This is a genomic window from Streptomyces malaysiensis subsp. samsunensis, from assembly GCF_024519315.1.
Taxonomy (GTDB): domain Bacteria; phylum Actinomycetota; class Actinomycetes; order Streptomycetales; family Streptomycetaceae; genus Streptomyces; species Streptomyces malaysiensis.
Window position 1 is genome coordinate 110,526 of record NZ_JANIIC010000022.1, and the last position, 20,329, is coordinate 130,854.

Consider the following 20,329-nt stretch of genomic DNA (forward strand, 5'->3'; position numbering starts at 1 on the left):
GTTCAGCCGCCGTGCCCATACGAGGCCAGCAGTCCTGCGGCGAGTACCGGGTCCACGACCGGGACGCCCAGCCGCTCCTCCAGGAGTGGGCGGATTCCGATGGTGTTCAGGCCCGTGCAGGCGAGGAGCAGGGTGTCCGCGCCCGACGCGACGAGCCCGGTCGCGGCCTCCAGTACCGCCGGCGGCCCCTCCGGGGCGAGGAGGTCGATGGTGCGGTGGACGCCGTGGGGGCGGGCGGAGGCGGTGAAGCGGTCGCCGAGCAGGGCGCGCACGGCGGGGGGCGCCTCGTCCCGGATGCCCAGCACCCCGATCCGGCGGCCGAGGCCCAGGGCGACCGCGGAACACCAACGCAACGCCGGTCGCACCGCGGCCGCGCCCAGTCGTTCGTCCGCGGCCGGGCGTACCCGGTGACACCGGAAAACGCACGCGTTCTGCCCTGCCCTGCCCGGACGGCGACCCAGCCGCCCGGTCGTCCCGGCCGTGCCACCGCGCGGCCAGCGCAGAAGGAGTCAGCGTGAGACGACCCCTCCCCCAACCGCATCTCAGACCCGGCAGCCAGAGACCCGGTCGCACCCCAGGTCATAGCGCCATCGCGACCGGTGCGCTGGTCGTCGCGGCGGCGATGATCGGCGTCGGCTTCCAGAGCGGGACCGCCGCCGCCCGCCAGGACGGCTCCGCCGACCGCCCCGCCGCCCGCACGATTTCCGGCGCCCCCGACCCCGGCGCCCTCCCCGCCGAGCTGTCCCCCGCCCAGCGCGCCGAGTTGATCCGCAAGGCCGACGCCGCCAAGGGCGGGGCCGCCGAGGACCTCGGGCTCGGGGCCAAGGAGAAGCTGGTCGTCAAGGACGTCATCAAGGACGCCGACGGCACCACCCACACCCGCTACGAGCGCACCTACGCCGGACTCCCCGTCCTCGGCGGCGATCTGGTCGTGGACCGGTCGAAGAGCGGTGCGCCGCTGACCGTCGCCAAGGCCGGCAAGGCCCGGCTGACGGTGCCGACCACCACCGCCGCGGTCGCGCCCGCCACCGCCGAGAAGGCCGCGGTGAAGGCGGCGAACGCGCAGGGTTCGCGGAAGACCTCGGCCGAGCGGGCGCCCCGCAAGGTGATCTGGGCCGCGAAGGGCACGCCGGCCCTCGCCTATGAGACGGTCGTCGGCGGCCTCCAGGAGGACGGCACCCCGAACGAGCTGCACGTCATCACCGACGCGGCCACCGGCAAGAAGCTGTTCGAGTTCCAGGGCGTCAAGACGGGCACCGGGAACAGCCAGTACAGCGGTCAGGTGACGCTCGGCACCTCGGGCAGCGCGGGCTCGTACAACCTCACCGACTCCGGCCGCGGCGACCACAAGACGTACAACCTCAACCGCTCCACCTCGGGCACCGGCACGCTCTTCACCGACACCGACGACGTCTGGGGCAACGGCTCCACCTCCGACGCCGCGACCGCGGGTGTGGACGCGCACTACGGCGCCGCCGAGACCTGGGACTGCTACAGATACGTCCATGGCCGCACCGGCATCAGGGGCGACGGTGTGGGGGCGTACTCCCGGGCCCACTACAGCAGCGGCTATGTCACGCCTTCTGGCAGGACGCCTGCTTCTGCATGACCTATGGCGACGGCTCGGGCAATGCCAAGCCGCTGACCTCCCTCGATGTCGCGGCACACGAAATGAGCCACGGCGTCACCTCGGCCACCGCCAACCTCACCTACAGCGGTGAGTCCGGCGGGCTCAACGAGGCCACCTCCGACATCTTCGCCGCCGCCGTCGAGTTCTACGCCGGCAACGCCAACGACCCCGGTGACTACCTCGTCGGCGAGAAGATCGACATCAACGGCAACGGCACCCCGCTGCGCTACATGGACAAGCCCAGCAAGGACGGGGCCTCCAAGGACAACTGGTACTCCGGTGTCGGCAATGTGGACGTCCACTACTCGTCCGGCATCGCCAACCACTTCTTCTACCTGCTCTCCGAGGGCAGCGGCACCAAGGTCATCAACGGTGTGAGCTACGACAGCCCGACGTATGACAACCTCCCGGTCACCGGCATCGGCCGGGACAACGCCGAGCAGATCTGGTTCAAGGCGCTGAGCCAGCGGATGACCTCGAGCACCAACTACGCGGGCGCCCGCGACGCCACGCTGTGGGCGGCGGGCGAGCTGTTCGGCCAGGGCAGCGCGCAGTACAACGCGGTGGCCAACGCCTGGGCCGGGGTCAACGTCGGCACCCGGATCGCCGACGGCGTCACCGTCACCCCGCCCGGCGACCGGACCAGCATCGTCAACCAGGCCACCAGCCTCCAGATCACCGCGACCAGCTCCAACCCGGGCGCGCTCGGCTACGCGGCCGACGGGCTGCCCGCGGGCCTGTCCATCGACTCCACCACCGGCCTTATCTCCGGCACCCCGACCACCGTCGGATCCAGCCCGGTGACGGTCACGGTGACCGACTCGGCCGGCGAGACCGGCACGGCGTCCTTCACCTGGGTGGTGAACACCAGCGGCGGCAATGTCTTCGAGAACACCGCGGACATCGCCATCCCGGACGCGGGTGAGCCGATCACCTCACCGATCACGGTGAGCCGGGCCGGCAACGCGCCCGCCAACCTCCAGGTGGGCGTGGACATCGTGCACACCTACCGCGGCGACCTGGTGATCGACCTGATCGCCCCGGACGGTACGGCCTACCGGCTCAAGAGCGCGAGCCTCTTCGACTCGGCGGACGACGTGCGGACCACCTACACCGTGGACGCGCCCTCCGAAACCGCGGTCGGCACCTGGAAGCTGAGGGTCCAGGACCTGTACGCGCAGGACACCGGCTACATCAACAGCTGGAAGCTGACCTTCTGACGGAGCGGTAACGCTCTCACCGGACAGGCGCCGCCAGGGGTCGACCCGACTCCCCCTGGCGGCGCCTCTTTTGGTGCCTCATGCACGCTTCCAGCTGTCCGGAATCCGAAGGTTGATCAGCATTCAACGAACATTTTCCCTTCACCCTGCCATGAAACCCGTGACATGTCCCGGACTTGTGTGACAGTCTGCCCACGCATTACGCATCTGCACCTCTTGTTCAACACCGGGCCGCACTTCCCCGCTGCCCGGCGTTGACCCCCCACAGCAACGAGGAGTCCGCGTGAGCAAGACCTTCAGCATGCCCATATCCGGTGCCGGCAAGCGGCGTTCGGCGATCGCGGCCGGTACCATGGTCGCCGCGGCGGCCCTGCTCGTCTCGGGACTGACCACCGGCACGGCCGGTGCCGCCCCGAGCGCCAAGTCCGGGGCCCAGCCCACGGCGCTCTCCGCCTCGGCCCGTGCCGAGCTGCTCCGCGAGGCCAACGCGACCAAGGTGGACACCGCCTCGTCGCTCGGCCTCGGCGCCAAGGAGAAGCTGGTCGTCAAGGACGTCATCAAGGACGCCGACGGCACCACCCACACCCGCTACGACCGCACCTACGACGGCCTGCCCGTCCTCGGCGGCGACCTGATCGTCCACCGTGCCAAGGGCGGTGACGTCAAGGGCGTCACCAAGGCCACCAAGGCCACCGTCAAGGTCGCCTCCACCACCGCCGGGATCGCCCCGACCACCGCGGCCAAGGCCGCCGTCAAGCTGGCCAAGGCCGACGACACCACCCAGGCGGCGGCCGACCAGGCCCCGCGCAAGGTGATCTGGGCCGCCGACGGCAAGCCCGTGCTCGCCTACGAGACCGTCGTCGGCGGGGTGCAGAAGGACGGCACCCCGAACCAGCTGCACGTCATCACCGACGCCGCCACCGGCAAGAAGCTCTTCGAGCGCCAGGGCATCGAGACCGGCAAGGGCGAGAGCGAGTACAGCGGCTCGGTGGAGCTCGGCACCAGCAAGGAAGGCAGCGGTTACACCCTGACCGACGCCGACCGCGGCGGCCACAAGACCACCAACCTGGAGAACGGGGAGAGCGGCGAGGGCAAGGCGTTCACCGACGACGACGACAACTGGGGCACCGGCAAGCCGGACGACCCCCAGACCGCCGCCGTCGACGCCCACTACGGCGCCGCCGCCACCTGGGACTACTACAAGAACGTGCACGGCCGCGAGGGCATCGCCGGCGACGGCAAGGGCGCCTACTCCCGCGTGCACTACGGCGACAACTACGTCAACGCCTTCTGGGACGACAGCTGCTTCTGCATGACCTACGGCGACGGCCAGGGCAACAAGGCCCCGCTGACCGCGATCGACGTGGCGGGTCACGAGATGAGCCACGGCGTCACCTCCACGACCGCGGGCCTGGAGTACAGCGGCGAGTCGGGCGGCCTGAACGAGGCCACCTCCGACATCTTCGGCACCGCCGTGGAGTTCAGCACCAAGAACTCCACGGACGTCGGTGACTACCTCATCGGCGAGAAGATCGACATCAACGGTGACGGCAGCCCGCTGCGCTACATGGACAAGCCGAGCAAGGACGGCCAGTCCGCGGACGAGTGGTCCGACGGCGTGGGCGACATGGATGTGCACTACTCCTCCGGCGTCGCCAACCACTTCTTCTACCTGCTGTCCGAGGGCAGCGGCGCGAAGGAGATCAACGGTGTGGAGTACGACAGCCCCACCTCCGACGGCTCCAAGGTCGAGGGCATCGGGCGGGACAAGGCCGAGAAGATCTGGTACAAGGCCCTGACCACGTACATGACCTCCAACACCGACTACCACGCCGCCCGTGAGGCCACGCAGAAGGCCGCCACGGACCTCTTCGGCGCCGACAGCGCCGAGGTCAAGGGCGTGGACGCCGCCTGGGCCGGGGTCAACGTCAAGTAAAACCAGCTGAGTTACCGCACGACACCACGCCGGTGCCCGGGGTCCGAGACCCCGGGCACCGGTATGTTTTATCCACGGCAAAGCGACATCTTTGTCGCGATGGGCGGAGCTTCGCCCAACTCCCCATCACAACTGGAGATACGCGTGGATTCACGTTCGACGTCAGCGATATCCGGCATATCCCGTCTCAGACGCTCGCGTACCGCCCTCGCCGCCGGAGCGGCGACCCTGGCCGCCTCCCTGCTCGCCGCCGGCGCCACCGCCGGATCCGCGAACGCGGCAGCCCCTCCGGCCCCTTCGGCCACCGCCTCGGGCGCCTCCGCCGCCTCCCTCTCCCCCTCGGCCCGCGCCGAGTTGCTGCGCGAGGCGGGGGCGACCACGGTCTCCACCGCGAGGTCGCTGAGGCTCGGGGCCAAGGAGAAGCTGGTGGTCAAGGATGTCGTGAAGGACGCCGACGGCACCACCCACACCCGCTACGAGCGCACCTACGCCGGACTCCCCGTCCTCGGCGGCGACCTGATCGTCCATGAGTCCGCGAGCGGCGCCTCCCGGAGTGTCGACAAGGCGACCGACGCCGACATCGAGGTCACCGACACCAGCGCCGCCATCGCCCCCTCCGGCGCCGAGCGGTCCGCGCTGAGCGCCGCGCAGGCCGCGGGCGACAGGAAGACCGGCGCCGAGGACGCCCCGCGCAAGGTGATCTGGGCCGCCACCGGCAAGCCCGTGCTCGCCTACGAGACCGTCGTCACCGGGGTGCGGAAGGACGGTACGCCCAGCAAGCTGCACGTCATCACCGACGCCGACAGCGGCCGGAAGCTGTACGAGTTCCAGGCCGTCCAGAACGGCACCGGCACCGGTCAGCACAACGGCAAGGTCACCGTCGGCAGCGTCAGGAGCGGCAGCCAGTGGCTGCTGAAGGACTCCGCGCGCGGCGGCCACCGGACGTACAACCTCAAGCACTCGTGGGACGAGACCAAGAAGGGGTCGGCGTTCTACGACGCCGACAACGTCTGGGGCAACGGCAAGCCCACCATCGCCCAGACCGCCGCCGTGGACGCCCACTACGGCGCCGCCATGACCTGGGACTACTACAAGAAGGTCCTCGGCCGGAACGGCATCAAGGGCAACGGCAAGGCCGCGTACTCCCGGGTCCACTTCGGCGACGCGTACGAGAACGCCTTCTGGGACGACGACTGCTTCTGCATGACCTACGGCGACGGCGCGGGCAACAAGAAGCCCCTCACCTCGCTCGACGTCGCGGGCCACGAGATGAGCCACGGACTCACCTCGGCCACCGCCAACCTGGAGTACAGCGGCGAGTCCGGCGGGCTCAACGAGGCGACCTCCGACATCTTCGGCACCGCCGTGGAGTTCTACGCCAAGAACGCCAAGGACCCCGGTGACTACCTCATCGGCGAGAAGATCGACATCAATGGCGACGGCACTCCGCTGCGTTACATGGACAAGCCCAGCAAGGACGGTCTGTCCTACGACTACTGGAAGAGCGGTGTGGGCAACGACGACCCGCACTTCACCTCCGGTATCGCCAACCACTTCTTCTACCTGCTGTCCGAGGGCAGCGGCCGTAAGGTCATCGGCGGGGTGACCTACAACAGCCCGACCAAGGACGGCCGCACCGTCAAGGGCATCGGCCGCGCCAAGGCCGAGAAGATCTGGTACAAGGCCCTGACCTCGTACATGACTTCGACCACCAACTACGCCAAGGCCCGCACCGCGACCCTCAAGGCCGCGAAGGCCCTGTACGGCGCGAGCAGCGCCGAGTACAAGGCGGTCGACAACGCCTGGGGCGGCGTCAACTTGACTGTTCCCCTCCCTGAAGGGAGGTGATTCCTTCCTTCAGGGCCAAGCCGGGATTCCTGGCTCAGGCTGCCTCCGGGAGCAGCGCTCCCGGAGGTCTTACGCCCTCGACACCAGCCGGGTTCAGACCTGCCCGGACGAGCATCACGCGGGCGGAGTTCTTATCTCTGGGAGAGACGGCTCCGCACGCGGTGCAGGTGTAGGTGCGCTCGGACAGCGGCAGTGCGTGCTTGGTTCTCGCTCCGCACGATGCGCAGTCCATAGTGGTGTGCGCCGGATGCACGAGACGGATGTCCCGCCCGTGCTTGCGGCCCATCTCGATCAGAGCCTTCTTCGTGGCGCCGATCGCGGCGTCGGCCGCCTTGCGCGCCATCGAGGACCTGGCCAGGAACTTCGGCTTGAAGTCCTCCACCGCGATAGCGTCGTGGTCAGTCACCACCTTCTTCGCCCACTTGCGGCCGGTGTCCTGCCGCTGCCGGGCGATCTTCGCGTGGGTCTTCGCCCGCCACCTCTTCGCCTCGCGGTAACCCTGCGAGGCGGCCTGCCCCTTCCTCGGTCTGCGGCGGGCCATCATCCGGTCGTACCGGGTCAGCCTGGCCTGGGCCTTCCGGCCGTGCTGAGGGTGCGGGAGGTCGTGGGCGTCAGAGGTGGTGGTCGCGGTCTGCTTCACGCCCCAGTCCACACCGAGCACCCGGCCGGTCTCCGGGAGCGGCCGCACCATTGTGGGGACCACGAACGAGCAGTACCAGTGCCCGACACTGTCCCGGTACACGCGCACCGAGGAAGGTTCGGCGGGCAGCTCCCGCGACCACACCACCGTCAGCACGACCCCACCCGCCAGGTACAGGCGATCACCCCTCAGTCTGAACCCGCGTCGGGTGTAGTTCAGCGTCGGCGAAGCTTCGCGCTTCTTCTTCCACTTCGGCATACCGGCCCGCTGCCGCTGAGGCAACCGTTCCCGGATGTCCTTGTGCGCCTTGGCGCGAGATCTGCCGAAGTCCCGGATCACCTGCTGCTGCGGAACACTGGCCCCCTCCCGCAGCCACGGCGTACGCTCCCGCGCCTCGGTCAGCATCCTGTCGAGCTGCGCCGGGCCACAGGTCCGCTTCTCACCCGTGGCCTTGTTGTGCAGGTGGGTGGCCTTGGACTTGGCGACGCATTCGTTCCAGATCCACCGGCACCTGTCCCACTCCGCCAGCAGCGCCACACCGGCGGTGGATGACACGCGAAGCCGGTACGTGTACCGGGCGCGTCCGGCCTCGTCGGCTTCGCTTGGCGTCATCATGCAGCCAACGTAGCGTCATCGTTCGTCCATCACGCCGCATCCCGACAGACCTACCCGAACGGGTGACCGACCAAGCCGCTGCGGACCTGCGGCCCCCTCAACTCCGAGATCCTTCACCTCCTGGAGGTCGCCCTCGGCTATTCCGCGGTGCAGGCCGGATCCCCCAGCGGCGATCGCCCGCCCGACCGACCGGACGGGGCCACTGCCGCCCGCCTACCGCCCGCCGGTGGCCAGCTGACACGCCCGCTGGTTCTCCGCGGCGGCGCAGGGCAGATGGCCATGCTTCTCGATGAGGTTCCGCCCGGTGTCCCCGGCCAGATAGTCGAGGAACTTCGAGGTCAGGGAGTTCGCGGGCGGCGCGGTGTAGGTGTACGCGTACTCCGGCTCCCAGAAGGGGTAGATCCGCTCCCGCACCGCGTCGATGGAAGGCTTACGGTTGTCGAGCGCCACCAGATGGAGAGCCTCCTTCTGGGCGCTCTCCTCTGCGGAGTGCAATTCGGCGTAGCCGATCGCGCCGGGGGTGTTCGCCACCGTCTTCAACACCTCGCCGGTGCTGTCGAGTTCACAGCGCACGACGGCGTCCCCGGTGAATTTCGGGGTCTCGCAGTTGTCGGACGTCCGCGAGATCTCGTTACGCTCCAGCACCCGGCTCTCGAACACGCCGCGGGTCCCGGATTTCGCATCGCGGCTCACCAGCCGCACCGGCAGATTGGGCCCGCCGGGCAGCTGATTCCAGTTGGTGATCCGACCCGAATAGAGGGCTCGGACATCCTCCAGCGAGAGATCCGAGATCCCGACGTCCTTGTTCACCACCACACTGAACACGGACAGCGCCACCAGATGCTCCTTGAGCTTGGGGTCCCCGTCCCCCTCCGGCCCGTCGGAAAAGGCGAGATACGACGGAAATCCGCCCTTCGCCGCCTCCCCGACGTCGATCAGCGTCTTCGTACCGCGCCCACTGCCCTGCGCCTCCACGGTGACATGCGCATCCCGGCAGTCGCCCTGATACGCCGTGCCCGCGTCCTGCGCCACCGGCTTGAACGCGGTCGAGCCGACGATCGTCAGATTCCCCTCGGCACAGCCGCGCGGCAGCGGATCGTCCCGCCACACCCGCATACCGAACGACTGGAGCATCAGCATCGCCAGCAGACTGCCGATGAGCCCGAGCATCCGGTTGCTCGGCCGCCGGAACTTCTCATTGTTCCGGATCCTGCCCTCTTTGATCCGCCCACCCACATGCGGCGGCTTATCGGTCCCGGCGCCCGTCAGCAGCACCAGCAGCTTGAAGTGATCCCCCTTGTTCAGCGGCACCCGGGGCAGTGAGATCTCATTGCCCGCACAGACCAGCCCGGGATTCTCCGGCGTCCCGTGCTGCGGTAGATGCCGCAGCAGATCCGGATGGCTGGGCTCGGTGACCGCCACATCCCGCACGACGCGATTGGGAAAGGTCGCGGTGAGCCCGCGGTGATTCGTCGCCGGCGCCGTGATGTAGTCGTCGGCGTCAATGCTCCGAAACCCATCATTCTCAATCCGCAACAGGACGAGTGAGGCCCCGGCCAGATCCGGAGTATTCTCCAGCATCCGCAACCGCTGATGAATCGGCCCGTCCTGGGTGCTGTCGTCTATCAACGTGTCCATCTGCACGCGATAACCGATGCGCTTCCGCCCGGGAATCAGCCGCTCATACGAGAGCCCGCCAACGGTCACGACGACGCCGAGCAGCGCCAACAGATTCTCGGGCGCAGTCAACTGCTCCAGCCACCTCATGGTTGCCCCCCGTGCATGCAATGGCTTCAGGGGGGCGAATGTACGCTCCGAGATCGCTTAAGTGGCCGGTGTGGCCCACCTCTCATGCAATGTTCGTCCCCCGTTCAACCACGACCTTCGCAGGGGCGCGGGCGCAAGCCCGGCGTCGCCGTGCGGCCAACCTCTGTATGCCGCACGGCGCCGCCACCTCATGCAGGGTCAGAGGTCTTCAGGCAAAGGCAGACGGAGGATGGGGTCGAAGGGACGCTTCTGGAAACCGGTCCGTAGATTGCGGCAGTTCGGCGCCTTGCACATGAAGACGTCCTCGACGCTCTTCCGGTGCGTCTTGTTCTTCACCCAAGCCTTCTCGGCGGCAGTGAGACGACGGTGCAGCTCGTCAGTTCCACAGGTGTAGCAGTACATCTTCTGGTCTCGCACAGCACCTCCCGAAACGGTCAGATGGCCAAACTTGGAGCCTAGGAGCCGCGTTGGGTAACGGACAGTACCCAACCGGACAACTCGCCCCGTCCCGGCGGGCGGCTCGCGTCCCGGGGAGGGGTCCCGAGGCAGGCGCGGGACCATCCCGGCTGGTGGCCGGGGCATCCCGGCCCCATGGCCCACGGCGGAAACGGGATGACATGCACGACGAGAGCACCTATCGCCATCGGTTACGCCGACGCCGCGCACCCTTGCGGGCGAGCGGGCTCGTCGGGGTCGTGCTGGTCGGCGTGGCCACACTGGGCAGTTGCTCGTCGTCGCCTCCCGGGCTGGTCGAGAGCGCCGACAAGAAGTGCGACACCATCACCGACCGGTTCACCGGAGACATGGCCTACGGCCAGGGACTCGGCCCGGACGACCTGACGAAGATCCACAAGCGGAACGCTCTGATCAGGGGCCTGCGGAAGGGCATCAAAGAGCTGCCCCAACCCGATTCCAGGTCCGGCCGAGCCGCATTGAACGCCTGGCTGGGCAAGCTGGACGCGTACGCGAAAGAGCTGTACACGATGCACAGCACCATCCAGAACCTCAAGCCCGGCATGGACCTGCTGCTCGCCCTGACCGCCAACATCGTCAAGGACAGCGCGGAGGAGGCCGGGGTGGCAGCCAAGAAGGCCGGTTTGCACAGCTGCGCACACGTCAAGCGGTGGGAGTACCTGTCGCCGAGTTGATCCCTTCGGCAGTGCCGGCGGGGCAGGGAATCTCGGGGCGCAGACGGTGCGGACTGCACGCGATGAGGCACACGGACAGGAATCTCTGTCCCGTGAGATACCAGCCGCCGACCACGTCCTCACCGCGCACCACCCGTTCGACCACGCGACGGGTCGCATCGGCGAGCCGGGTAGTGTCCCGGTCGCGTTCCGAAGCGAACGCCGCTGCGGAAGCCCGCACTCGCCGCCCGAACCATGCAGCTGCCTGCTCCGCATCGCTCCAGGTCCCCTGAACGAATGAGACCGGCTTGAGCAGCCAGTGGGCGCATTCCAGGGGGACGACCTTGCTGGTTCCGAACTCCGGGTGCAGGGAGCGGCGGGGCCCGTCCTTGAGTAATTCGTAGGCTGACCCGAGCCAGGTGTAACCGTGATGATGCATGCGCTCGCTCTCTCAGGAGAAACGGCCCCCACGAGGCGTGAGGGCCGCCCGTCTACGTCACGCGACTACTGCCGACCGCAGCCGTCACCGTCACCGCATCCGCCCTGCTGGCCACCCTCGGTCGGCCCGTCGTCCTCGGGATCGTGGCGGACAACAGCCTTGAATTCGCATAAGCGCATCGGGATGATTCCCTTCGGTGCTGTCAGCGCGGGGACTTTCCTCGCGCCGTCGTGCACATGCACCCGTTCCGCGCTGGGCTCGACCTGCCAGGGCTCCGGTCCAGCCGGGACGGGGGGCTCAGAGACGGCTCACCGAGGGGCGGCCTTCTTGGTCCGCTCTTCCAGCGCGGCACGCATGAGGATTTCCGCGAGCCGGTTCGCGCTGTCGAGCGGAATACGTCCCAGGGCGACCATCGGATGTCCCGAGACCGTCACCTCGCCTCGCAGAACCGGCCAGAACAGGGCCTCGTCCTTTTCGCCATGCGGCATGGCTGCGTCCGGGGCGAAGCCGAGACGGCCCAGCGCCTCGCACAGCAGTTCGGCGACCGCCCTTCCGTCTTCTTCGGCCGCTCGGTGACGCTCCGAACGCATGGCATCAATGGCTTCTTCGGTGATTCTCATGGCTGCCAACTTCTCCGCACGAGCGTGTGACGGAGACGCTACGGAGCGCACTCTTGGCTGCTCAACGCGATTGCTCGAAGTTGCTCGACGATCTCACGCGCGCCGGGGATTGGCTTCCTCTCAAGGGAGCGCAGAGCAACACGCACGGGTGAATGACCGTCGCAATCCCGCGCAATCGCCTGTCCCTTCGACGTTATCCACGACATTCTGATGACCCGATCGACCACCCAGGGGAGGGGAAACGCTATGGCGTTGAGGTTCCTCGGCACGACGTCCGAGCACGGCAACTGTCCAACACTCTACGAAATCGAAGAAACCGGCGATCTTATCGTCCAGGGAGATCTGCTCACCGACCCCAGGCACCTTGCCCAACTCCGAGACGTCAAGGAGTCAGAGGCATTCGTCGTCGTCCCACGCGAGTTGCTGACTCGTTACGCACCCAAGGAGTAGAAAACGTGCCCGACCTCGTTTCCTTCGAAGATGTCTCCCACTTCTTCGAGAACTTCAAGCACACTGCCTGGCGTCTGGAGACACAGCGTGCTTACGCCTCCGACCTCACCAGCCCCAACTGGGTGCGCTTCCAGCGCGGGGAGACCTTCGGCTACAACCCGGACAGCCCCTGGCACGTCAATGTCCGCGAGCAGACGATGCAGGGCAAGCGCTTCGAGCGAGTGCGCCTGGTGGATCAGCCCCCCACAGAGGGGCAACGGTTCCTGCTGGCATCCGGGCTCGGCAACGTCGAGGCCGGAGAGGACATCCGGAATCTCTACCGGTCGGACGCGGAGGATATCGGCCTGCCGGACTATGACTTCTGGCTGTTCGATTCCCGCTCCGTCGTCAAGTTCGTCATTGACAGCGGGGGAACGACCCTGGGCGTACACGTTCTGGAGGACGCCGAATCAGTGGTCCGCGCGTGTCAGGTTCGTGACGCCGCATGGCACCACGCCGTGCCCACGAGGGAGTTTGAGGCACAGGTACCGTCGTCCGTGTGACCACTGACTTTCAGGCCGGCCGTATCGCCCTCGGTGCGCGGCTGCGTGAGCTGCGCACCGAGGCCGGCCTCAATGGCAAGGAGCTGGCGGCCCGACTCGGCTGGCAACGTTCGAAGGTCTCAAGGCTGGAGAACGGCAAACAGACCGCTACCGTCATAGACCTCGAAGCATGGGCCGACGCGGTTGGCGCTCCATCTCAAGCCGAGGACCTGAAGGCACACCTCCGCGGCCTCGAATCACAGCAGCGATCGTGGCGGCGCCAGCTCGCTTCCGGCCATCGCGGCGTACAAGAGAAATACGTCGTCGAGTACCGTCGGACGTCGACCGTTCAGGGCTATGAGGCCACCGTCATCCCGGGCTTGTTCCAGATTCCGGAGTACGCACGGTGTCTGTTGCTACAGAACGCCGAGCTGATGCGGACGCCTCGGGACACCGAGGATGCGGTACGCGCACGGGTCAAGCGCCAGCAGGTTCTCTACGAACCGGGCAAGCGCTTTGACATCCTCATCTGGGAGGGCGTACTGCACGCCCTGATCTGCCCCCACGACGTGATGGCGGCACAGCTTGACCGCCTCGTCGGCCTCATCGGGATGAGCAGCGTCTCATTCGGCGTCATTCCTCTTGGGGCACCTCTCAAGCTCACACCCAAGCATGGTTTCTGGATCTTCGACGACGAGCGCGTGATCGTCGAAACGATCAACACTGAGCTGCATCTTGAGTCGGCAGATGATGTCACCCTGTACAAGCGCGTTTGGGAGAACCTGAGCGAGACCGCCGTCTACGGAGCCCAGGCTCACCGTCTCATCGCACGTGCAAGGGCCTGCCTGAGTCGCTCGTAGATCACCGTCCGGCCCCATCAATGTGATCGAACTGGCCTGCCTTGGCGGCGCTTATGAAGGTTCTCAGGCGCGTCCGGGTGGTGGTGAGTATGACCTCTGGCTGCTCGCTCTCGCGAAGCACTATCGTGTCTCGCTCCCCTCTGGCCACGTTCACGCAAGATGCTGATTCCTGGCAGTACGAGGACTGTCGCCAAGACACCGGGTTCATGTGCCGCTCCTTGTCAGAGTTCGCGAATGAGGCCGTGGATGAAGTCGCGGGACTCCTCCCGCTTGAGTGCGATGGCTTCCATCTTGCCGATCACCAAGCGGTACTTCTCCAGCTGGGCCTCGGCATCAAGCAGAAGCGATCCATGAGCCTGCTCCAGCAAGACCGTGTCGAGTTGGGGCACGGGCCCCGAGAAGTAGTTGATCGACTGGCCGGAACCGGCGAACGTTCCGTTGCTGAACGGGACCACTCGGATGATGATGTGGTCCCGTTCGCTCATGTCGATCAAATGCCGAAGCTGCGCACGGGCCGTGTGCGGGCCACCGAAGCGCATGCGCAGGGCGGCCTCGTGGATCAACGCCCCGGACGGGTCCTGTCGGGCTGGTCTTGTCGGGGGCTCGTCGTGATGAGACATCCGGTCCGGATCGACATATGTGTCCGCGTCCGCATGGTTGCGCCGAGTGGGTCGCCTGACAGGATGCTTGGCATGACGACAGCCGAGGAGCGGGAGAAGCGACGTCAGGCGGGCTCGTTCGGGGCCGTGGCGGATGCCTATGAGCGTGGTCGCCCGCCCTACCCGCCGGAGGCGGTTGCCTGGCTGGTGCCCGAGCGGGCACGGGCCGTCGTCGATCTGGGGGCGGGCACCGGCAAGCTGACCCGTGCGCTGCGGGCCCCGGGCCGGGAGGTCATCGCGGTGGAGCCCTCGGCCGGGATGCGCGAGCGGTTCTCCCAGGTGCTCCCTGGTGTACGCGTTCTGGAGGGGACAGGGGAGTCGATCCCCCTGCCGGACTCGAGCGTGGACACAGTGGTCTGCGCACAAGCCTGGCACTGGGTGGACCCGCGGCGGGCGGTCCCGGAGATCGCCCGGGTGCTGCGCACGGGCGGGCGGCTGGGGCTGGTGTGGAACTCCCGCGATCTGTCGGCGCCCTGGGTGGCAGAGCTGGAGCGGATTCTGCGCGACTACGCCGCTGCGCCGACGGAAGACCGGCAAGTGGACCGCGTGGTCACCCCGTTCGGTCCCGTCGAGCGGCAGGACTTCCGCTGGAGCCATCCGATGACCGCTGAAGAGATCATGGACATGGTCGCCTCCCGCAGCTATGTGATCACGCTGGAGGACGCGGCGCGGGAGGAACTACTGGGGCGGGTCCGCAGGCTGCTGGACGCGGAGCGGCCGACGGAAATGCCCTATGTGACCGAAGGTTATCGGGCTGAGCTCGAATCGCTCTGACGGCGAGTCCGGGGGGCGGTCCTCCCGGTCCTTGCGGTCCTTGCGGTTCTTCCGCTAGTCGTCGCCTCCGCGCCATGTGGCTCGGACCCGGCGCCATGCCTCGATGACGGCGGGGACTTTGGACAGGAGCTCGGCTGCCAGGGTCAGTATCAGCCCGGCCAGGCCGAAGGCGGCCAGCACGAGCAGGGTGACGGTGTCCCAGTCCACCAGTTCTCACACCCCTCGGTCGGGTGGTCGAACCGATGGCCCGGCAGGCTCAGCCCGACCACCTCGTACGGTGGTCAGCTGAGGTCCTGCCGACGTCCAAGATCTCAATACGAACAGCCGGAGAGCGCCGCTCTCCGGGACCGTCGGCAATTCCGGCCGCCACACGGGCGGCGGCCGGCTTTTTTCGTGCACCCCGAGACGTCGGACATGGGGTGGCACTTTCCCCCGTGCCGGACGGTCCGTCACCAGTTTAGCCGCCGGAGGCTCAGCGCATCAGGACTCCCGCCGCTTCGGCCGTGGTCTCCGAGGGCAGGGCGATGAGTCCTGGTTCGGCGGGGCCCGCCAGGAGGCGGTGGGTGGGGAGGATGCGGACGGTGTAGCCGAAGGGGCCGGTGCGGTTGAGGGCCAGAGGGCCTTCGTAGAGGTGGCGGCCCTCGGGGTCGGGGCCCGTGGTGGGTTTGAGGGGGACATGGGTGGCGCCGGTGATGCGGTCGGTGTCGTCGACCCGGCCCGCGACCGCCTGGACCTCCACGTCCGCCGGGTCCAGGGCGCCCAGGCGCACCCGTACTCGTAGGGAGAGCGTCGAGCCCAGTTCGGCGGCGCCGCCGGGGGCGGGCGGGGTGAGCTGGGCCTCGACGTGGTCGACGGCGACGTCCGGCCAGGCGGCGCGGAGGTGGGCCTTCCAGGTGGCCAGTTCGGCGGCGGCCGCCGGGTCCAGGGCGCGGTGGGAGCGCGCGGCGGGGGCGTAGAGCCGCTCGACGTACTCGCGGACCATGCGGCCCGCGAGCACCTTGGGGCCGAGGGTGGTGAGGGTGCGCCGGACCATGGCGACCCAGCGGCCGGGGATGCCGTCCGGACCGCGGTCGTAGAAGCGCGGGGCGACGCGCTGTTCCAGCAGGTCGTAGAGGGCGGCGGCCTCGATGTCGTCGCGGCGGGTCTCGTCGATGGCGTCGCCGTCGGCGGTGGGGATGGCCCAGCCGAAGTCCGGGTCGTACCACTCGTCCCACCAGCCGTCGAGGACGGAGAGGTTGAGGCAGCCGTTCAGGGCGGCCTTCATCCCACTGGTGCCGCATGCCTCCAGCGGGCGCAGCGGATTGTTGAGCCAGACGTCGCAGCCGGGGTAGAGGTTCTGGGCCATGCCCATGCCGTAGTCGGGCAGGAAGACCAGGCGGTGGCGCACCCGGGGGTCGTCGGCGAACCGCACCAGCTCCTGGACCAGCCGCTTGCCGCCGTCGTCGGCCGGGTGGGCCTTGCCCGCCACGACGATCTGGATCGGCCGCTCGGGGTGGAGCAGCAGCTCCATCAGCCGGTCCTGGTCGCGCAGCATCAGGGTGAGCCGCTTGTAGGAGGGGACGCGGCGGGCGAAGCCGATGGTGAGGACGTCGGGGTCGAGCACCCCGTCGATCCAGCCGAGCTCCGCGGTGCCCGCGCCGCGCTGCCGCCAGGAGTCGTACAGCCGCCGCCGGACCTCGGCGACCAGCCGCTTGCGCAGGGTGCGGCGCAGCTCCCAGAGCTCGCCGTCGGCGAGGTGGCCGAACCGGCGGGCGCCGAGCCGGGTGACCTCGGGGGCCGTCCAGGTGGGGGCGTGCACCCCGTTGGTGACGGAGGTGATGGGCACCTCCTCGGGGTCGAAGCCGGGCCAGAGCCCGGCGAACATCTCCCGGCTGACGCGGCCGTGCAGGGTGGAGACCCCGTTGGCGCGCTGGGCCAGGCGCAGCCCCATGACGGCCATGTTGAAGAGGTTGGGCTCACCGCCGGGGTAGGTCTCCATGCCGAGCGCGAGGATCCGCTCGACCTCGATCCCGGGCAGCTCGACGCCGTCGCCGAAGTGGCGGGCGACCAGCTCGCGGTCGAAGCGGTCGATTCCGGCGGGGACGGGGGTGTGGGTGGTGAAGACGGTCCCGGCCCGGACCGCCTCGTGGGCGGCGTCGAAGCCGGTTCCGGCGGCGATCAGTTCCCGGATGCGCTCCAGGCCCTGGAATCCGGCGTGGCCCTCGTTGGTGTGGAACACCTCGGGGCCGGGGTGGCCGGTGAGCCGGCAGTACGCGCGCACGGCGCGGACGCCGCCGATGCCCAGCAGCATCTCCTGGAGCAGCCGGTGCTCGCTGCCGCCGCCGTAGAGACGGTCGGTGATCTCGCGCTCGCCGTGGCCGTTCTCCTCCACGTCGGAGTCGAGCAGCAGCAGCGGCACCCTGCCCACCTGGGCCTGCCAGACGCGTGCGTGGAGGGGGCGGCCGCCGGGCAGGGTGAGCGGGATCCGGACGGGCCGGCCGTCCGTCTCGCACAGCTGGGTGAGCGGCAGTTCATCGGGGTCCAGGACCGGATAGTGCTCCTGCTGCCAGCCCTCGCGGGAGAGCGACTGCCGGAAGTAGCCGTGGCGGTAGAGCAGTCCGACGCCCATCAGGGGCACGCCGAGGTCGCTCGCGGCCTTGAGGTGGTCACCGGCGAGGATGCCGAGGCCGCCGGAGTACTGGGGCAGGGCGGCGGTGATCCCGAACTCCGGCGAGAAGTAGGCGATCGCGGCGGGCAGCCCGGAGGGTGCGGAAGGTACGGATGGCGCGGAAGACACGGAGGGTACGGAGGGTACGGAGGGCACGGGCCCGCCGGGGCGCGGTCCGGCGCGGTCCTCGGCGGCGACCCGCCCCTGGTACCAGCGGGGGCCGGTCAGATAGTCGTGCAGATCGTCCGCGGCCGCCGTGAGACGGCGCAGGAAGGGGCGGTCCTCGGCGAGGTCCGCGAGCCGGGAGACGGACACGGCACCCAGCAGCCGCACCGGGTCGCCGTCCGACTCCCGCCATCCCTCGGGGTCCACGGACTCGAAGAGCTCGCGGGTCTCGGGATGCCAGGACCAGCGCAGATTGCGCGCCAGCCGGTTGAGCGGTCGCAGGGGCTCCGGAAGGACGGGGCGCACGCTGAATCGACGAATGGCCTTCACCCCTCGACGGTAGCGGGCGAGGAGTCCCCGTTTCGACTGTTTCGCCCCGCTCCCGAGAAGTCGGCCCGAAGGCGGCAACCTTTCCGGCCAAGGGGACGACTAGGGGGCACACCTTCCCCCCATGCCTTGGAGGACCACGTGCGCTCTCGGGACAGTTCGCACATTCCGCCCCCTGATCATCCGCCCGGATCCGCCCCGCCCAGGGGCCGGACGGGGGCGGCCCGCGGCCGGATGCTGGCCGCCGCCTGTGCGGCGGGCGCGCTGACCGTCACCTCGCTGGTGAGCGTCTCGGAGGCCGCCGAGGGCAAGGGGACCACGCCGAAGGCGGCGGCCGCGGCCCAGCTGGAGCGGCTGGACCGGGGGCTGGTGAGCGTGCACACGGGCAATGACAACCTGGTCGGCTGGCGCTGGCTGGCCACCGATCCGAACGATGTGACGTTCAACCTCTACCGGGGCACGGTCAAGGTCAACTCCTCCCCCATCACCACGGCCAACTACCTCCACAAGGACGCCCCGAACAGCGCGGACTACACCGTGCGGGCCGTCGTGGGCGGGGTGGAGCAGCCCGCTTCGCCGAGCGCGATCCAGTTCCGCCCGGGGTACTACGACGTGCCGATCTCGCCGCCGGCGGGCGGCTCGGACTACACCTACGAGGCCAACGACGCCTCGGTGGGCGACCTCGACGGCGACGGCGACCTGGACTGCGTCCTCAAGTGGCAGCCGACCAACGCCAAGGACAACTCCCAGTCGGGCGTCACCGGCAACACCGTCGTCGACGGCTACACCCTTCAGGGGCAGCGGCTGTGGCGGATCGACCTGGGCCGCAACATCCGCTCCGGCGCCCACTACACCCAGTTCCAGGTGTACGACTACGACGGCGACGGCCAGGCCGAGATCGCGATGAAGACCGCGGACGGCACGGTCGACGGCGCCGGGAAGACCATCGGCAGCGCGTCCGCCGACCACCGCAACTCCAGCGGCTATGTGCTCGGCGGGCCCGAATACCTGACGATGTTCAACGGCCGTACGGGCGCCGCGATGAGCACGGTGGACTATGTCCCGCCGCGCGGCACCGTCTCCTCCTGGGGCGACTCCTACGGCAACCGCGTGGACCGCTTCCTGGCCGGGACGGCGTATCTCAACGGCTCCACCCCCTCGCTGATCGAGGCGCGCGGCTACTACACCCGCACCGTGATCTCCGCCTGGCGGTTCAGCGGTGGGCAGCTCACCCGTCAGTGGACGTTCGACACCAACAGCTCCACCAACACCGGCAAGGGCTACGACGGCCAGGGCAACCACGCGCTGGCCACCGGGGACGTGGACGGCGACGGCCGGGACGAGATCGTCTACGGCTCGATGGCCGTGGACGACGACGGCGCGGGGCTGTGGACCACGAAGAACGGCCACGGCGACGCCGCCCACCTCGGCGATCTCGACCCCTCACGGCCGGGCCTGGAGTACTTCAAGGTGGACGAGGACTCCGCCAAGCCGGGCTCGTACTTCGCCGACGCCCGCACCGGCCAGGTGCTGTGGTCCACCGCTTCGGGGGGCGACAACGGGCGCGGCGTGGCCGGCGACATCTGGGCGGGCAACGACGGCGCCGAGATGTGGTCCGCGCGGGACGACCAGATCCGCGACGAGGGCGGCGGCGCCAAGGGCCGTAAGCCCTCCTCGATCAACTTCCTGGCCTGGTGGGACGGCGATCCGGTGCGCGAGCTGCTGGACGGCACGCATATCGACAAGTACGGCACCTCCGGTGACACCCGGCTGCTCACCGGCTCCGGGGTGCACTCCGACAACGGCACCAAGGCCACCCCGTCGCTGTCCGGCGACATCCTCGGCGACTGGCGCGAGGAGGTGGTCTGGCCGACGAGCGACAACAGGGCGCTGCGGATCTACTCCACGCCGTACGAGACCGACCGGAAGATCACCACGCTGCTCCATGACCGGCAGTACCGCGAGGCGCTGGCCTGGCAGAACACGGCCTACAACCAGCCCCCGCACCCCAGCTTCTTCATCGGCAACAAGATGGCGACCCCGCCGCGGCCCGCCATCACCACCCCGTGAAACCCCCCACCAAG

Annotated in this window: 18 protein-coding genes and 1 pseudogene; 9 read left to right on the top strand and 10 right to left on the bottom strand. The window is 68.7% G+C overall.

Annotation, left to right across the window (positions count from 1 at the left end; all coding sequences use genetic code 11):
- Positions 1 to 2: 2 nt before the first annotated feature.
- Entirely contained in the window at positions 3 to 503 is a 501-nt protein-coding gene (locus tag NQU54_RS20100) for an aspartate/glutamate racemase family protein (protein WP_306278893.1), read from the bottom strand.
- A gap of 119 nt (positions 504 to 622) precedes the next feature.
- Here NQU54_RS20100 and NQU54_RS49325 point away from each other — a divergent pair.
- The 3 genes and pseudogenes from NQU54_RS49325 (at position 623) to NQU54_RS20120 (ending at position 6,634) form a co-directional block, all read left to right on the top strand.
- Positions 623 to 2,850, top strand: a pseudogene (locus NQU54_RS49325) (M4 family metallopeptidase).
- Between the two features lie 301 nt (positions 2,851 to 3,151).
- The gene (locus tag NQU54_RS20115; RefSeq protein ID WP_257632272.1) at positions 3,152 to 4,786 is read left to right on the top strand and encodes a M4 family metallopeptidase; all 1,635 of its coding nucleotides are present in this window, start codon (positions 3,152 to 3,154) and stop codon (positions 4,784 to 4,786) included.
- A gap of 144 nt (positions 4,787 to 4,930) precedes the next feature.
- Positions 4,931 to 6,634, top strand: a complete 1,704-nt coding sequence (locus NQU54_RS20120) for a M4 family metallopeptidase (RefSeq protein WP_257632253.1) — start codon at positions 4,931 to 4,933, stop codon at positions 6,632 to 6,634.
- Between the two features lie 34 nt (positions 6,635 to 6,668).
- Here the strand turns inward: NQU54_RS20120 and NQU54_RS20125 are convergent, their stop codons facing one another.
- From NQU54_RS20125 to NQU54_RS20135, 3 genes are all read right to left on the bottom strand, one after another.
- Positions 6,669 to 7,886 (bottom strand): RNA-guided endonuclease InsQ/TnpB family protein, encoded by a 1,218-nt coding sequence (locus tag NQU54_RS20125; RefSeq protein WP_372505959.1) that lies wholly within the window; start codon positions 7,884 to 7,886, stop codon positions 6,669 to 6,671.
- A 216-nt stretch (positions 7,887 to 8,102) separates the two neighbouring features.
- Positions 8,103 to 9,638: a phosphate ABC transporter substrate-binding protein gene (locus NQU54_RS20130; RefSeq protein WP_257632255.1), complete on the bottom strand. Its 1,536-nt coding sequence runs from the start codon at positions 9,636 to 9,638 to the stop codon at positions 8,103 to 8,105.
- 216 nt (positions 9,639 to 9,854) lie between these two features.
- On the bottom strand, positions 9,855 to 10,073 hold the full coding sequence (locus NQU54_RS20135) for a hypothetical protein (protein ID WP_257632256.1): 219 nt from the start codon (positions 10,071 to 10,073) through the stop codon (positions 9,855 to 9,857).
- Between the two features lie 200 nt (positions 10,074 to 10,273).
- On the opposite strand from NQU54_RS20135, the gene NQU54_RS20140 reads away from it, so the two are divergent.
- Positions 10,274 to 10,804 (top strand): hypothetical protein, encoded by a 531-nt coding sequence (locus tag NQU54_RS20140; protein WP_257632257.1) that lies wholly within the window; start codon positions 10,274 to 10,276, stop codon positions 10,802 to 10,804.
- Here NQU54_RS20140 and NQU54_RS20145 read toward each other — a convergent pair.
- Positions 10,773 to 11,222 carry a hypothetical protein gene (locus NQU54_RS20145; protein WP_257632258.1) on the bottom strand — a complete coding sequence of 150 codons (450 nt, stop codon included), beginning with the start codon at positions 11,220 to 11,222 and terminating at the stop codon, positions 10,773 to 10,775. The two genes, NQU54_RS20140 and NQU54_RS20145, sit on opposite strands and share 32 nt — an antisense overlap.
- A gap of 308 nt (positions 11,223 to 11,530) precedes the next feature.
- The gene (locus NQU54_RS20150) at positions 11,531 to 11,842 is read right to left on the bottom strand and encodes a hypothetical protein (RefSeq protein WP_257632259.1); all 312 of its coding nucleotides are present in this window, start codon (positions 11,840 to 11,842) and stop codon (positions 11,531 to 11,533) included.
- Between the two features lie 246 nt (positions 11,843 to 12,088).
- Between NQU54_RS20150 and NQU54_RS20155 the strand changes: the two genes are divergently transcribed.
- From NQU54_RS20155 to NQU54_RS20165, 3 genes are read left to right on the top strand one after another with little or no spacing between them, the layout of a single operon-like run.
- Entirely contained in the window at positions 12,089 to 12,292 is a 204-nt protein-coding gene (locus NQU54_RS20155) for a hypothetical protein (RefSeq protein ID WP_306278896.1), read from the top strand.
- 5 nt (positions 12,293 to 12,297) lie between these two features.
- On the top strand, positions 12,298 to 12,834 hold the full coding sequence (locus NQU54_RS20160; RefSeq protein ID WP_257632261.1) for a DUF6879 family protein: 537 nt from the start codon (positions 12,298 to 12,300) through the stop codon (positions 12,832 to 12,834).
- Positions 12,831 to 13,673, top strand: a complete 843-nt coding sequence (locus NQU54_RS20165; RefSeq protein ID WP_257632262.1) for a helix-turn-helix domain-containing protein — start codon at positions 12,831 to 12,833, stop codon at positions 13,671 to 13,673. The genes NQU54_RS20160 and NQU54_RS20165 overlap by 4 nt, the downstream gene beginning before the upstream one ends.
- 1 nt (position 13,674) lies before the next feature.
- Here the strand turns inward: NQU54_RS20165 and NQU54_RS20170 are convergent, their stop codons facing one another.
- The gene (locus NQU54_RS20170) at positions 13,675 to 13,881 is read right to left on the bottom strand and encodes a DUF397 domain-containing protein (protein WP_257632263.1); all 207 of its coding nucleotides are present in this window, start codon (positions 13,879 to 13,881) and stop codon (positions 13,675 to 13,677) included.
- 13 nt (positions 13,882 to 13,894) lie between these two features.
- Positions 13,895 to 14,236, bottom strand: coding sequence for a DUF5753 domain-containing protein (locus tag NQU54_RS20175; protein ID WP_306278873.1), 342 nt, complete (start codon positions 14,234 to 14,236; stop codon positions 13,895 to 13,897).
- Positions 14,237 to 14,365: 129 nt separating this feature from the next.
- On the opposite strand from NQU54_RS20175, the gene NQU54_RS20180 reads away from it, so the two are divergent.
- The gene (locus NQU54_RS20180) at positions 14,366 to 15,106 is read left to right on the top strand and encodes a class I SAM-dependent methyltransferase (RefSeq protein ID WP_257632264.1); all 741 of its coding nucleotides are present in this window, start codon (positions 14,366 to 14,368) and stop codon (positions 15,104 to 15,106) included.
- A gap of 54 nt (positions 15,107 to 15,160) precedes the next feature.
- On the opposite strand, the gene NQU54_RS20185 is transcribed toward NQU54_RS20180, so the two are convergent.
- Both NQU54_RS20185 and glgP read right to left on the bottom strand, forming a co-directional pair.
- Positions 15,161 to 15,313: a hypothetical protein gene (locus tag NQU54_RS20185; protein ID WP_167459939.1), complete on the bottom strand. Its 153-nt coding sequence runs from the start codon at positions 15,311 to 15,313 to the stop codon at positions 15,161 to 15,163.
- A gap of 265 nt (positions 15,314 to 15,578) precedes the next feature.
- Positions 15,579 to 18,248 (bottom strand): alpha-glucan family phosphorylase, encoded by a 2,670-nt coding sequence (gene glgP / locus NQU54_RS20190; RefSeq protein WP_257632265.1) that lies wholly within the window; start codon positions 18,246 to 18,248, stop codon positions 15,579 to 15,581.
- A 231-nt stretch (positions 18,249 to 18,479) separates the two neighbouring features.
- Here glgP and NQU54_RS20195 point away from each other — a divergent pair, with 231 nt between their 5' ends.
- Entirely contained in the window at positions 18,480 to 20,315 is a 1,836-nt protein-coding gene (locus NQU54_RS20195) for a rhamnogalacturonan lyase (protein ID WP_257632273.1), read from the top strand.
- Positions 20,316 to 20,329 lie beyond the last annotated feature (14 nt).

Excerpts from the sequence above, each read along its gene's own strand:
- NQU54_RS20115 (WP_257632272.1), top strand. The coding sequence starts at position 3,152 with ATGCCCATATCCGGTGCCGGCAAGCGGCGTTCGGCGATCGCGGCCGGT.
- NQU54_RS20125 (WP_372505959.1), bottom strand. The coding sequence starts at position 7,886 with ATGACGCCAAGCGAAGCCGACGAGGCCGGACGCGCCCGGTACACGTAC.
- NQU54_RS20140 (WP_257632257.1), top strand. The coding sequence starts at position 10,274 with ATGCACGACGAGAGCACCTATCGCCATCGGTTACGCCGACGCCGCGCA.
- NQU54_RS20145 (WP_257632258.1), bottom strand. The coding sequence starts at position 11,222 with ATGCATCATCACGGTTACACCTGGCTCGGGTCAGCCTACGAATTACTC.
- NQU54_RS20150 (WP_257632259.1), bottom strand. The coding sequence starts at position 11,842 with ATGAGAATCACCGAAGAAGCCATTGATGCCATGCGTTCGGAGCGTCAC.
- NQU54_RS20155 (WP_306278896.1), top strand. The coding sequence starts at position 12,089 with ATGGCGTTGAGGTTCCTCGGCACGACGTCCGAGCACGGCAACTGTCCA.
- NQU54_RS20170 (WP_257632263.1), bottom strand. The coding sequence starts at position 13,881 with ATGAACCCGGTGTCTTGGCGACAGTCCTCGTACTGCCAGGAATCAGCA.
- NQU54_RS20180 (WP_257632264.1), top strand. The coding sequence starts at position 14,366 with ATGACGACAGCCGAGGAGCGGGAGAAGCGACGTCAGGCGGGCTCGTTC.
- NQU54_RS20195 (WP_257632273.1), top strand. The coding sequence starts at position 18,480 with ATGCTGGCCGCCGCCTGTGCGGCGGGCGCGCTGACCGTCACCTCGCTG.